This window comes from Cytobacillus sp. C11.1, assembly GCF_058145115.1.
The window spans coordinates 3,181,922-3,194,752 of sequence record NZ_CM176935.1; the positions used below are offsets into that span (position 1 = coordinate 3,181,922).

Annotated in this window: 10 protein-coding genes; 4 read left to right on the top strand and 6 right to left on the bottom strand. The window is 39.3% G+C overall.

All coding sequences use genetic code 11. From position 1 onward, the window contains the following. Both AC3ZVC_RS15795 and AC3ZVC_RS15800 read left to right on the top strand, forming a co-directional pair. Window positions 1–1,272 (top strand): TRAP transporter large permease, encoded by a 1,272-nt coding sequence (locus tag AC3ZVC_RS15795; RefSeq protein ID WP_490064163.1) that lies wholly within the window; start codon window positions 1–3, stop codon window positions 1,270–1,272. Window positions 1,273–1,412: 140 nt separating this feature from the next. After that, window positions 1,413–3,044: an acyl CoA:acetate/3-ketoacid CoA transferase gene (locus AC3ZVC_RS15800; RefSeq protein WP_490064164.1), complete on the top strand. Its 1,632-nt coding sequence runs from the start codon at window positions 1,413–1,415 to the stop codon at window positions 3,042–3,044. 35 nt (window positions 3,045–3,079) lie between these two features. On the opposite strand, the gene AC3ZVC_RS15805 is transcribed toward AC3ZVC_RS15800, so the two are convergent. From AC3ZVC_RS15805 to AC3ZVC_RS15815, 3 genes are all read right to left on the bottom strand, one after another. Then, window positions 3,080–4,684 (bottom strand): sodium:solute symporter family protein, encoded by a 1,605-nt coding sequence (locus AC3ZVC_RS15805; protein ID WP_490064165.1) that lies wholly within the window; start codon window positions 4,682–4,684, stop codon window positions 3,080–3,082. Beyond that, on the bottom strand, window positions 4,685–4,825 hold the full coding sequence (locus AC3ZVC_RS15810; RefSeq protein ID WP_490064166.1) for a hypothetical protein: 141 nt from the start codon (window positions 4,823–4,825) through the stop codon (window positions 4,685–4,687). It abuts the gene before it with no gap. A gap of 78 nt (window positions 4,826–4,903) precedes the next feature. Then, window positions 4,904–6,673, bottom strand: a complete 1,770-nt coding sequence (locus tag AC3ZVC_RS15815; RefSeq protein ID WP_490064167.1) for a sigma-54 interaction domain-containing protein — start codon at window positions 6,671–6,673, stop codon at window positions 4,904–4,906. 304 nt (window positions 6,674–6,977) lie between these two features. On the opposite strand from AC3ZVC_RS15815, the gene AC3ZVC_RS15820 reads away from it, so the two are divergent. Then, window positions 6,978–8,990, top strand: coding sequence for an oxidoreductase (locus AC3ZVC_RS15820; RefSeq protein WP_490064168.1), 2,013 nt, complete (start codon window positions 6,978–6,980; stop codon window positions 8,988–8,990). A gap of 649 nt (window positions 8,991–9,639) precedes the next feature. Further along, window positions 9,640–10,539: a formyltetrahydrofolate deformylase gene (gene purU, locus AC3ZVC_RS15825; RefSeq protein WP_490064169.1), complete on the top strand. Its 900-nt coding sequence runs from the start codon at window positions 9,640–9,642 to the stop codon at window positions 10,537–10,539. 251 nt (window positions 10,540–10,790) lie between these two features. Here purU and AC3ZVC_RS15830 read toward each other — a convergent pair whose 3' ends face one another. The 3 genes from AC3ZVC_RS15830 to AC3ZVC_RS15840 form a co-directional block, all read right to left on the bottom strand. Next, window positions 10,791–11,249 (bottom strand): hypothetical protein, encoded by a 459-nt coding sequence (locus AC3ZVC_RS15830; RefSeq protein ID WP_490064170.1) that lies wholly within the window; start codon window positions 11,247–11,249, stop codon window positions 10,791–10,793. Between the two features lie 201 nt (window positions 11,250–11,450). Continuing rightward, window positions 11,451–12,458, bottom strand: a complete 1,008-nt coding sequence (locus tag AC3ZVC_RS15835) for an HAAS signaling domain-containing protein (RefSeq protein WP_490064171.1) — start codon at window positions 12,456–12,458, stop codon at window positions 11,451–11,453. Then, window positions 12,445–12,792 carry a PadR family transcriptional regulator gene (locus tag AC3ZVC_RS15840; protein WP_490064172.1) on the bottom strand — a complete coding sequence of 116 codons (348 nt, stop codon included), beginning with the start codon at window positions 12,790–12,792 and terminating at the stop codon, window positions 12,445–12,447. Before AC3ZVC_RS15840 ends, AC3ZVC_RS15835 begins: the two co-directional genes overlap by 14 nt. Window positions 12,793–12,831: the final 39 nt, after the last annotated feature.

A 12,831-nucleotide genomic window follows, 5' to 3' on the forward strand; every position in this document is an offset into this window, starting at 1 on the left:
ATGGTAGCCTTACTATTTATTTCGTTGGTATTTTTCTTTTTCATTGGTGTTCCAATTGCAATAGCTTTAGGTTTATCCTCTGCTTTAGTTGCAGGAATCGGGGGATTAGCTCCCTTGCAGCTTGTGCCCCAGCAAATGTTTAATGCTATTAACTCATTCCCATTAATGGCCATACCTTTCTTTATATTGGCAGGTTATTTAATGCAAACAGGTGGAATTTCCCAAAGGCTGGTCAATTTCGCAAGTAGTCTGGTAGGACATATAACAGGCGGGCTTGCAATGGTAGTTATTATAACGTCTATGTTTTTTGCGGCTATTTCCGGTTCTGGAGCAGCAACCACTGCAGCAATTGGTTCTATCTTGATTCCTGCGATGATCGCCAAAGGTTACCATGTGAATTTTGCTAGTGCCAACCAAGCAGTTTCAGGTGCACTTGGAGTAGTTATTCCTCCAAGTATACCGCTTATTTTATATGGTATTGCTGCTAAACAGTCGGTTGGGGATATGTTTATTGCTGGTATTATTCCTGGTATTGTTATTACTTGCTCGTTATTAATCTCTGCTTACTTCGTTTCAAAAAGAAAGGGGTATTTGGGTGTAGAAAAAGCATCTATAAAAGATACAGCTAAATCTTTCAACAGTGCGATATTATCGTTATTAATGCCTATTATTGTACTTGGCGGAATTTATGGTGGTATTTTTACTCCAACAGAAGCAGCGGTAGTAGCGGTTGTTTATTCATTTATTGTTGGAGTGTTTATTTATCGGGAAATTAAGTGGAAGGAGATTCCTAAAATATTTAAGGAATCTGCAGTTACAACTTCTATTGTTATGGTTATTATTTCAACGGCTGGATTATTAAGTTTCGTACTTAACCGATTAAGAATTCCATCACTTGTGTCTGAGGTATTCTTGGATTTCACCACAAATATTTATGTTTTCATTATAATTGTAAACGTTTTCTTATTAGTTGTAGGCATGTTCATGGAAGCAGCCGCAGCTATTTTAATCTTTGTTCCAATTTTACTCCCAATCGCTACTAGTTTAGGAATGGATCCCATTCACTTTGGAATCATTGTTGTTGTTAACTTGGCAATAGGGCTAATTACCCCTCCGGTTGGGATTAATTTATTTGTTGCCACACAAATATCCAAAATTAAGATTGAACAAATTACAAAGGCTATTATTCCTTTTGTAGCTATTTTGTTCGTAGATGTACTGATTATTAGCTTAATTCCATTTTTCTCAACGTGGCTCCCATCAATTATGTAGGCAATGACAAAATATCTTTGCTTCTGTCTTACCTGTTCAAAATTCACATTTCTAGAGTATTTAATCAGTTTTAAGCAAATGGGTAAGCGAGGATAAATTTACAGTTAATACGACTTTTACAGTCTAAAGGGGAGAGAAAAATGGTTAAAATGGTAAAAGCTTTTGATCTTGCCCAGGAAATTTCAAATGGCAGTACAATTGCTTTAGTTGGATTTGGTGGAATGGGTCAATGTGATAAAATCTTACGAGCAATAGGTGAAAATTTTAAAAGTACAGGGCAACCCAATAATCTTACGGTTTTTCACACAGCTGGTCAATCCGATAAGTCTAATGGGATAGAACATATTGCGGAAGAAGGGCTTATTTCCCGTGTGATTGGAGGACATTGGGGTCTTGCGCCAAAAATGCGGAAATTAATAGAGGGAAATAAAATTGAATGTTACTGCTGGCCACAAGGACAACTGACTCATCTATTGAGGGCCATGGCTAATAAAATGCCAGGACAAATTTCACCAGTTGGATTAGGTACTTTTGTTGATCCCCGAATAGAAGGGGGAAAATTTAATCAAAAAACTTATTCCCAAAAAGACATGGTTAAATTAATAAACATTAATGAAGAAGAATTTTTACTTTATCCATCTATCCCATTTGATTATGTCTTTATTCGCGGAACTAGCATCGATGAAAATGGAAATATAACAACTGAAGAGGAACCTTTAAAATTAGAGATTCTTTCTGCGGCTCAAGCTGCAAAAGCTTTTGGGGGAAAAGTGATTGCGCAAGTAAAATATTACACTAAGAAAGATACATTTCATCCAAAAGATGTAGTAGTGCCTGGTTATTTAGTAGATAACTATGTACTTGTTGAAGATCCTGAAACAGAACATAGACAAGTTCCTAGTACAGTTTACTCTCCGGTTTTTTCAGGAGATATCCGGACACCGGACAAAAGCCTAGCTCATATTCCTTTAGATATTAGAAAAGTGATAGGCAGAAGGGCTGTTCAGGAGTTAACTTCCTCAGCCGTGGTTAATCTAGGGATTGGTATACCAGGAGATGTAATTGGACCCATTACGAATGAGGAAGGATTAAACAGGGAATTAACGCTTACTCTTGAATCTGGTATTATTGGCGGTGTTCCTATTGGGGCCAATGAATTTGGAATAGCACGAAATGCAACTGCGATTTTGGAGCATGAATATCTATTTGACTATTATCATGGAGCAGGTATAGATATTACATTTATGGGGGCTGCCGAAGTTGATAAGAACGGAAATGTAAACGTATCAAAATTTGGTTCAAAAACAGTTGGATGTGGAGGTTTTATAGATATTACCCAATCTGCTAAGAAAGTTGTTTTTTGTACAACATTTACTGGCGGTGGCTTAAAGGTAGAGATAGAAAGCGGCAAGCTTTCAATAGTAGAAGAAGGAAAAATAAATAAGTTTACTGATAAAGTAAATCAAATTACTTACAGTGGTAGCTATGCAGCAGAAAATGCACAAGACGTAATGTATGTTACTGAGCGCGCTGTTTTTGTTTTAACAAAGGAAGGTCTGGTGTTAACCGAAATAGCTCCAGGAATTGACCTTGTAAAGGATGTTTTAGCACAAATGAGTTTTAAACCTATAATATCTCCAAAATTAAAAGAAATGGATAGTAGAATATTTAGGGATGAACCGATGTATGCAAACAAAAAATTAAGTCAGGAAGAAGTTTCTGATTCGTTAAAGAGACATTCTATGGATTCTTTAATTCAAAGAGCAAAATAATTTTAAAAGCACCCAGGTGGGTGCTTTTATTCTTTCTACATAGCCAGAGTCAAAGGCCAATAATAAAACACAAAGGTAAGGATAATAATAGCTATGCCGCTGCCTATTAAAATCGTAGGATACCTTTTCGTTATCCTCATCTCTTCTTTTTCATTATCTTCTAATGGACGAGTCAAAATGTTTTCCTGAAAGTTTCGTTCTTCTATGGATATATCCCCAAATTTAGATCCGAAATATAAAGCAAGTAAACTAAGAATCACACCAATAATAACAGGATTAAAATAGACTGGAAGAACCACTCCGAATTTTTTAAGCGTTTCTCCGAGTACAACACCTAAAAATCCGGCAATGATACTCCATAGAGCTCCTGTTTTGGTTACTTTTTTAGAGAAGACACTTGCAAATGCGACTGGTCCCCACGAGGCCGCAAATAGGGTCGCTGCAAAATAGCCAATCCACATGATGGACGGCGGCTGCCAAAGCCCGATGAGTAAGATGACAATACTGGTGATGATCATAGAAATCCGGCTTATGCGAAGCAGTTTTTGGTCTGAGTATTTTTTATTCCTGGATTGTTCCATTATATCTCTGGTAATGCTGCTGCCAATTAATTGAAGGAAGCTTGCACAGGATGATAAGGCTGCAGCCATAATACCACTCACGATGATAATCCCCAGCCATTTCGGCACCATATTCATGGCAGCCCAGATAAATACTTTTTCAGTCGGGTTAATATCCGCTTTAACTGTTGTGATGGTTGAAATACTGAGATGAAGGAAGAGGTAAATGGCTATAATTGAAACCGTTGCCAAAACACCGGATCGTATAGCTACATGTTCATTTTTAGCCATTAAGTAACGGCTGCTTTGCCAAGGGCTTATCGCAATGACAGCTGACCAGACTAACCCTAATATAATGGCCCAAATCAGTGCTTCCCATGGTTCACCCATATAAGCGTTTGGTCCTGTGATGCCATGCCAGCTTAATAAATCTGGCCGATCCGGATTGGTGGCCGCTTTTACAATCGCATCCGGAAAACCGCCCGCATTGTTAATGATAAAAGGGAAGGAAATATAAGTAGCTAATGAAAACAGGAAAAACATGATGGTGTCATTCACCATTACTCCTTTTGCTCCGGAAAGGATGGTGAAGGAAGCATATACGAGCCACATAATGAGTAAAGCGACGGTGTAGGAGACGCCTGAGATTTCAGATAGCAGCAAAGCGCCTCCCTGTGTAACAGCAACTAAATATGCCGTTATACCTAGGATCGTTGTAATCGCAGCAGCCATTCGCACTTTATTGGATTGAAAGCGGTTACCAAAATATTCAGGAACCGTTAAGGATTTGCTTCTCCGCAAGTATCGTCCAAAAAAGAAGACACCAATAACATAACCTGTCGCATTGAATATAACCAGGATCAGCAGAAGAATAGGGTATCCTTCATATGAAAATCCCGCTTCTCCCATGAAGGAAACAGTACTCAAAAACGAAGCAACGAGCATCCCAGTAACCATTAAGGTGGATCCCTGTCTGCCTGAAACATAATATTCCTCTGACGTTTTTACTTTCTTAGATAGGACAATCCCGATAAGGACATATAGAATAAATGAAACAATAATACCAATGGTAAAAATCAATTACATCCCCACCTTTTCTTCCTTTATTTCTGTCTGTTTGGAAACGATATCTGCTTCCATTTTTCGAACAAATACTTTTGTAATGAAACCTAGAACGATTAGTGACCCTCCATAGCCAAAAGAAAAAAGTAATTCACCCATTCATTTCACTCCCTTTCATCTAGTTAATTCAATCAAATACAATGCAATTTCCGTGCCAATTCTAAAAATTCTGTTAATTTATGATTCACTTGTTTTATTTTGAGTCAATTGGTATTTATGTAGCTTCCGCATGATGGTCGTTTGATTCACTCCAAGGGCTCTGGCTATTTTCCTTGTTGAGCTATACTTCGTTAGTGCATAGGAGAGAATTTGCTTTTCTGTTTCTTCAACTGCTTTCTTTAAAGGCATAAGGAGAGAAGGGGAGGGAATGTCATGGTGAATGTGCTGGTTCATGGCTAAAGGCAAATCTTCCATACATATCGTTGGTTTCTGAGCCGTAACAACCATTTGTTCCATAAAATTTTCTAATTCCCGTACATTTCCGCGCCATTCCTGCAGCTGAATAAATAGCTTTGCATTTATATCTAATTCGACCGATTGCGAATACTTTTGGTTAAAATGTTCAAGAAAATAATCCGTTAATAATAAGATATCTTCTTTGCGCTCCCGTAAAGGCGGAATGCGGAGAGGGACAACATGTAATCGATAATACAGATCCTGGCGAAAGGTTTTTTCTTCGATCATTTGCAGCAGATTTTTATTAGTCGCAGATATGATCCGGATATCAACTCTTTTTTCATCCGTACCGCCTACTTTTTTAAAGGTTTTATCCTGTACTAAATGTAAAATCTTGACCTGCAGTTCCAAAGGCATTTCTCCAATTTCATCTAAAAATAGGGTGCCGCCGTCAGCCATCTGAACCATACCAGCTTTTCCGCGCTTACTTGCCCCAGTAAAGGCTCCCGCTTCATAGCCAAACAATTCTGATTCTATTAAGCTTTCAGGAATCGCACCGCAGTTCACTTGTATAAATGGCTTTTCCTTTCTCGGGCTATACAAGTGAATGATTCTGGCTAAAACACCTTTCCCGACACCGGATTCACCATGAATAAAGACGGAGGAATCCAAAGGAGCTATTTTTTCCGCTAACTTCAATGCGGAAATCATATTTGCTGACTGCGTAATAAACCGTTTTTCGCCGATGGTATGCTGAATGACGGGTTGTGTTTCCTGCTGTATGGATTGGCTTTCTAATAATTTTCTTTTCATTTCTGCAAGCTCTGAAATGTCCCGCGAATTCGTCACAATTCGATATAACCTTCCTTCGTCATCGTATACAGGTTTAGCGGTTGCCAGAACAGTTTTTCCATTCGGGTATTTTTGCTCAGCTGTTTGGACTGTGAGTGTCTTCATGGTTTTCAATGTGACAGACTCATTAATAATGCCCTTATGTACCAGCTCCCTGATATTTTTATTCGTATAAGCTTCAGGAGGAAGCCCGGTAAAATGTTTGCAGGAATCACTGACAAATAAAACATTGCCCTCTGCATCTGTTACAAAAATTTCATCATAAGAAGAATTAAGGATTTGTTTCAGATCTCTATTTTTTCTGAGCGCTCGATCCAATTCCTCTTGCAGAGATTGATTGATATTCATCAGCCCATTTATTTTCTGCGAATAATGCCATGCCGATAGATCATTTGCGCTATAGCAGAAATAGTGATGGTCTTCTTCGACGATAAAGTAATCATATTTCTGGGGATCATCTTCCGCAGTGTCAGACAGTGATTGAATGCTTAGGAAGCGGAAGTTCGTGCATGTTTCGATTGCTTCATTTCCTCCTTCTGCTGCTTTTCTCCAAAAACGTTCTTTGTTCAACACACCCATTAATCTAAAATCCTTATCTACAATAACAATGGGATGCTTTTGAAAAGGGAGCCATTTTTCTAATTCTTTTATTTGGACATGATCTAAAACAGGCACAGCTTTATTTTTATGATCAATCATTTTTGCACTTCCTTTTAATAAAATTTTGAACACATTTTGCATCGGAAAGACTTATGTATATCTTGAATGATGGATTTAAACTTATATTCGGCTAGCGCTGAATGGATATGAACCTTTTTTGCAACAGTTGATGCAAAAAAGGTTCGATCTCTAGATTATTGTATAACATTATTTATGTGAAAATTAAGAATTTTATTTAAATGATGCATTTTTACCAATTTACCTGAAAGAAACAGGATTGGAAAATGTTTGGCATGATTTTTGCTTGTTATATAATTAAAAGCTTTCGAAGGAGTGTTAAATCATGTCACAATTTAAGCACTTATTTAGCCCGGTTTCGATTGGAAATACGGAATTAAACAATAGAATCTTAAGTACAGCCCATCAAACCAATCATGTAATCGACGGAATTCCAACCCCTGATATGACAGCCTACCATGTTGAAAGGGCAAAAGGCGGAGCTGGATTACTGATTCTCGAAGCTGCGGCAGTTCATCCATCGGGGATGCTGACAACGAATACGATAGCCGGATATGATGAGAAGGTCGTACCTGCTTATTTGGAATTGGCTAATGAAGTCCATTCATACGGAACAAAAGTGTTTCAGCAATTGTTTCATGGGGGAAGGGAAGTTGTCTCGAGTGAATATAAGGGGGCAGCCTGGGCTCCTTCTGCTATTCCAAGTCTGCGATTCGGCACCATGCCAAGACCTATGAGTGTGGAAGAAATTAAAGAAGTGATTGATGGCTTTGCGTTATCTGCCAAATTAGCAAAGGCCGGGGGACTGGATGGGGTAGAAATATGCTGTTCACACGGCTATCTCCCAGCACAGTTCTGGTCGGAGCATACCAATCTTCGCACGGATGAATACGGGGGAACCTTCCAAAATCGAATGAGATTTATTGTTGATATCATGGAACGAGTGTGGGAGGAGGTAGGTGAGGAATTCACGGTCGGTATTCGAATGAGTGCAGATGAAATGACGATGGATGGAACGGATGTAAAGGATGCCGTTAAAATTGTTGAATATTTGGTGGATCGTGTCCGGGTGGACTTTATAGATGTTACTGCCGGGGATTCCAGTACATATGCAGGTTCCACCCATATTGTGCCGCCATCACCCATTAAGCATGCTTACCTTACCCCACAAGCATTTAAAATTCGCATGGCGGGTGCCGTGCCGGTCTTTGTTGGCTCCAGAATTGTCGATCCTGTGGAAGCAGAGCAGATTATCGGAGGGGGAAAAGCGGATGTTGTGGGGATGACTCGTTCCTTAATCGTTGATCCGGAAATGCCTAATAAAGCGAAATCAGGAAACCATCAAAAAATTGATGCTTGTATCGGCTGTCTTCAAGCATGCATTGGCCATTATCATAAAGGATTGGTTATTGGCTGTGTCCAGAATCCATCAACAGGCAAAGAAAAGGAAGTTGAAGCTCTGAAGAAGGCTCCAAGAGAGAAAAAGAAAGTTCTCGTCATTGGTGCCGGTCCGGCGGGTTTAAAAGCGGCCATTACACTTGATGAATTAGGCCACGAGGTGCTATTAGCAGAGAAGGCTGATGAAATTGGAGGTTTATTGCGTACATTAAGACGTGCTCCGATGAGACATGAACTTGCTGAGAGCATGCTGGATAACTTCACCAGAAGCCTTGCCGGAAGTAATGTAAAAGTGAACCTTTGCAGCAGCATACAGCCTTCTGATATCATGAAGCTCGGCCCTGATATGATTATCAGTGCGGTTGGTTCAAGACCCTATATTCCGAACATCCCTGGAATTGATGATCCTAGAGTCATGACGGCAGATCAATTATTCAACGATAGAAGGAAAGAAATCGGAAAAAATGTATTAGTATTTGACTTTACAGGGGATTGGCCAGCAATTGAAGCAGCAATCGATTTAGCAGAAAAAGGCCATCAGGTAACGATGATTTCTTCGAAGCTTCACATTGGGGAGGAAGTCCATCAGTACTTGCGAAATGAGTACCTAAAGAAGCTGTATCAATTAAAGGTTAATATGATTCCGCACTATGATTTAGGCGAAATAAAGGATGACGAAGTGGTTATTCGTAACTTATTTTCCTATGAAAAAGAGAGTATGAAAAATTGGGACTCTATTGTCCTATCGCTAGGCCGCGTGCCAAATGTGGAGTTATATGAACAAATCAAGGGATTGGCTCCCGAAGTTTATCAAATTGGAGATTGTTTAGCACCTAGAACACTGGAAGAAGCCACATATGAAGGAATGATGATTTCATTAAAACTGGGCATTCAGAATAGCCAGCCGCAAAAGGATGAAAAACCATCGGTTGCGAAATAAAATGAAACCTTCATCACCGGGGGTGTTACTACCCTGTAATCTGCGATAAAAGGGACTGCCAAAGAGGTGTCAATCCTCGGTGTGTTTAAAAATTAACTCACCGTAGGAGGGCACCTTTATTATTTGCAGGATAGACACGATTCCTTTTCTGAAAGGTCGAATCCAATCATGAACCTATTTAACTTTATTCGCAAATTTTGTTGCTTTTTTTACAAAGAAAAATAAGGTTGGTTGATTGGAGCGTAAGGTGCGAGACTCCTGCGGGAGGAGTGGGACAGGTGAGACCCCACAGGCGCTGCGCGCCGAGGAGGCTCATCGCCCGCCCCGCGGAAAGCGAGCATCCTGGAGCGGAAATCAACCTCTCTACACTCTTTGTTTTTTAATCATAAAACCATAAAAAAACAACAATCTTTTAGAAAAGAGCCAAACTTTTAAAAAGAGCTGCCGTTTATGCGAGCAGCTTTTTCTAGTATACATTCCTATCAAGAAACGCCGCTTTGTCCATCCCATTGAAAGTGCTGGAACCAGGGTTTTAAGCTTTACTCTAAGCTTACTATCCCTTAAAACCAAATAAATTTATAAAAAAAATGCTTTCAAAACCATAACATTAAGTCTATTATAGATACTAAAATTAAAAAAGGAGATTCATATGAATTCAGCTATTCAAGATCAACTTCAAGCATTTAGAGAAAGTCAAAAAAACAGAGGGCGGCTGCTTATCAATTGTCCCGATCAGCCGGGAATTGTGGCTGCTGTATCCCAGTTTCTGTTCCAGCATAAGGCTAATATTATCGAGTCGAATCAATATTCGACAAATCCAGAGGGTGGCACCTTTTTTATCCGAATCGAATTTGAATGTCCTGGTTTACAGGCGAAGGAAGAAGAGATGAGAAGTCAATTTAAGGAAATCGCAGAAACCTTCTCAATGGAATGGAAACTGGCATTTGTGTATGAATTGAAGAAGACAGCTATTTTTGTATCAAAAGAACTTCATTGTTTACGTGAACTGTTATGGGAATGGCAAAGCGGTGATTTGCTTACCGACATCGCTCTTATTGTGAGCAATCACGAGGAATCAAGACAAATTGCAGAATCCATGCAAATTCCATTCTTTTACATACCTGCAAGCAAAGAAAATAGACAGGAAGTGGAAGAAAGACAGCTGCAGCTTTTAAAAGAATTTGATATTGATTTAATCATATTAGCAAGATATATGCAGATTTTGACGCCGGCTTTTGTAGAGGCTCATCCATTCAAGATCATTAATATTCATCACTCTTTCCTCCCCGCATTTGTTGGGGCGAGGCCATATGATCGAGCCTATCAGCGCGGAGTAAAGATAATTGGGGCAACGTCTCATTATGTTACAAACGATCTGGACGAAGGACCCATCATTGAACAGGATATCAAGCGTGTTGACCACCGGGATCAGATAGATGATCTAAAAAAGAGCGGACGTTCGATTGAACGGAGTGTTCTTGCCAGAGCGGTTAAATGGCATTTAGAAGACCGGATTATTGTTCATGAAAACAAAACAATTGTTTTTTAAGGAAAAGGAACAGATTGCGCCGCAAAAGGAAAGGCCGCTGACCTAAAAACGAGTGCCTGTCCCCAAGTTTTGTATAGCTTTACCGGACTAGGGGACAGGCACTTTTTACACAGACTAAAATACTTATATAAAGGCCTGGCTAAAGACTAATAAAAATTATCCCTGCAGCTTTACTGGGTCATATTACGAAAAATAAAAAGAAGACTTCCGAAGAAACGAAGCGTAGATTAAGTATAGAAGATTAAAGGAACTCAGTTCTTATTAATCCTATTGAAGTATAGTTCATGCTTTCCTACTTGTTTGGATAGGTATTCAATATCTCTATTCATATTCTTGGTGTTCATATCAATTCTCTTTAGGATGGAGACTGTATCATCGGTTGAGGTTTGTGCAATTGTATTCAAAGTTGTTTCTATGCGGTCAAGCTTCTGATCCATTTCTCCAAACCGTTTATCATTTTCTGCTAATTTCTGGTTAACTTCATCAAAACGCTGATCAACCTCAATGAACTTTTGATCGACTTTATCAAAGCGCTGGTCAACCTCAATGAACTTTTGATCGACTTTATCAAAGCGCTGATCAACCTCAGCGAACTTTTGATCGACTTTATCAAAGCGGTGATCAACCTCAATGTACCTTTGATCGACGTTATCGAAGCGGTTATTCATTTGTTTTTCAAGCTGCTGTATAGCTTTAAGTATTTGTTCCATTGTATTTCACCTCCTTTATTTTATTATACATAATTCCGGTAAAATCATCATTTTTAAAAAAAGGGTTAATGTTGAATTAGCCCTGGCAATCTTTTATAATTCATCGATCAAATAGCATCATTACCTTCCGGAACAACGAATTTCCTAAAAATCGTGCCTGTTCTTTCATTTGACTAAACCAGGGAGCAGGCACGATGCAAACTAATTATCTTGATGGATCCTGGCCTTCCGTATCCCATCAAAAATATTTATACCCGCAAAAATAATAAATGTGATAATAATACTGCCAATGAACCAGGTCTCAAATTTTGTGGCTGTTATGGAGGACAAATCAGCCATATAGTTGATAAATTCGGGCTGCATCAGACTTGGAGTTAAAAGGAGAACGATGAAAACCACGGTTGCCATCACTTCGAGAAATGTGTTGTAGATAGCTATTTTTCTGGTCCATTGACCCTGGAATAATTTGTAGAGGGCTAACCCGACTTCCAGTGCGATGATCAAGACAACAATTGGCCAAAATCCAAGTAAGACTTTTTGATTAAATGCTGCAATCACAAAATCTAATCCGTCTCCGCCACCTTCATAAATACCAATCAGGCGGTCGGCATAAAAATAGAAGGTTGCCCATATTGCTGTCCACATTAAACTTCCGAATACCTCAAATTTTGTAATGGCCTTTTTCTTAGGGATGTAGGGGATGTTTTTTAAGTCCTCAGGGGTCCAAGGTTTTAAACTTGCTGATAAGGGGTGCTGTTCTTTTTCTTTATCAACCCGTTCCATAATGGCGAAGACGACCGTTAGCCAGAAGAAGGTTTGAATTCCCACTTCGATGACTCTCCAAATTCCTTCACCCATAAAGTGGAGGATTAGGTTCATAACCGTTTCTTCTCCGCTAAAACCAATAATAAATTCAGCCGCAATGGAAATTAGTGCGATTGCCGCTGCAATGGGAAATATCATTTTCAATAAGGATACATATACATCAAAATAGCGCGGGCCGATCAGATGCATCGGCTGATCCCGATATCCGCTCGCTAATGCTGCAGGATTTCCCAATTTCTTTAGAACGTCTTTTATAACCTCATCATTGTGTTCATCCGGAAGCATATCCTCAATCGTTGAGCGCAGCTCGAGTGCGATATCCGCACGATTTTTCTCAGGCAGCCGGCGAGTCACTTCCTGTATATAAATCTCAATTAAATTCATCTTCCTCATCCCCTTTTAATAGACCAAAAAGTTGTTTTGAGTTATTTATCCATTCCTTTCTTAACTGCAAAAAGGTCTCTAATCCAAACTCACTTAACACATAATACTTACGCGGCCTGCTCTCCGATGTGTCCCAGCTGCTTGTCACTAATTCCTGTTTTTCTAAACGGCGAAGCAAGGGATACAGGGTGCTTTGATCAATATTTATTCCTGAGTCTTCCAGTAACTGAACAAGAGAATATCCATACTGTGGTGTCCGCAGCTGGCTCAATACAGCTAATGTCAGCGTACCTCTCCTTAGCTCTGTCGTTAACGAATTCAGTAAAGAACTCATTTATCCACCTCACTTTTAAATACTATATGTCATACACTA

Coding starts and splice junctions, on each gene's coding strand:
- AC3ZVC_RS15795 (WP_490064163.1), top strand. CDS start 1: ATGGTAGCCTTACTATTTATTTCGTTGGTATTTTTCTTTTTCATTGGT.
- AC3ZVC_RS15800 (WP_490064164.1), top strand. CDS start 1,413: ATGGTTAAAATGGTAAAAGCTTTTGATCTTGCCCAGGAAATTTCAAAT.
- AC3ZVC_RS15810 (WP_490064166.1), bottom strand. CDS start 4,825: ATGGGTGAATTACTTTTTTCTTTTGGCTATGGAGGGTCACTAATCGTT.
- AC3ZVC_RS15815 (WP_490064167.1), bottom strand. CDS start 6,673: ATGATTGATCATAAAAATAAAGCTGTGCCTGTTTTAGATCATGTCCAA.
- AC3ZVC_RS15820 (WP_490064168.1), top strand. CDS start 6,978: ATGTCACAATTTAAGCACTTATTTAGCCCGGTTTCGATTGGAAATACG.
- purU (WP_490064169.1), top strand. CDS start 9,640: ATGAATTCAGCTATTCAAGATCAACTTCAAGCATTTAGAGAAAGTCAA.
- AC3ZVC_RS15830 (WP_490064170.1), bottom strand. CDS start 11,249: ATGGAACAAATACTTAAAGCTATACAGCAGCTTGAAAAACAAATGAAT.
- AC3ZVC_RS15835 (WP_490064171.1), bottom strand. CDS start 12,458: ATGAATTTAATTGAGATTTATATACAGGAAGTGACTCGCCGGCTGCCT.
- AC3ZVC_RS15840 (WP_490064172.1), bottom strand. CDS start 12,792: ATGAGTTCTTTACTGAATTCGTTAACGACAGAGCTAAGGAGAGGTACG.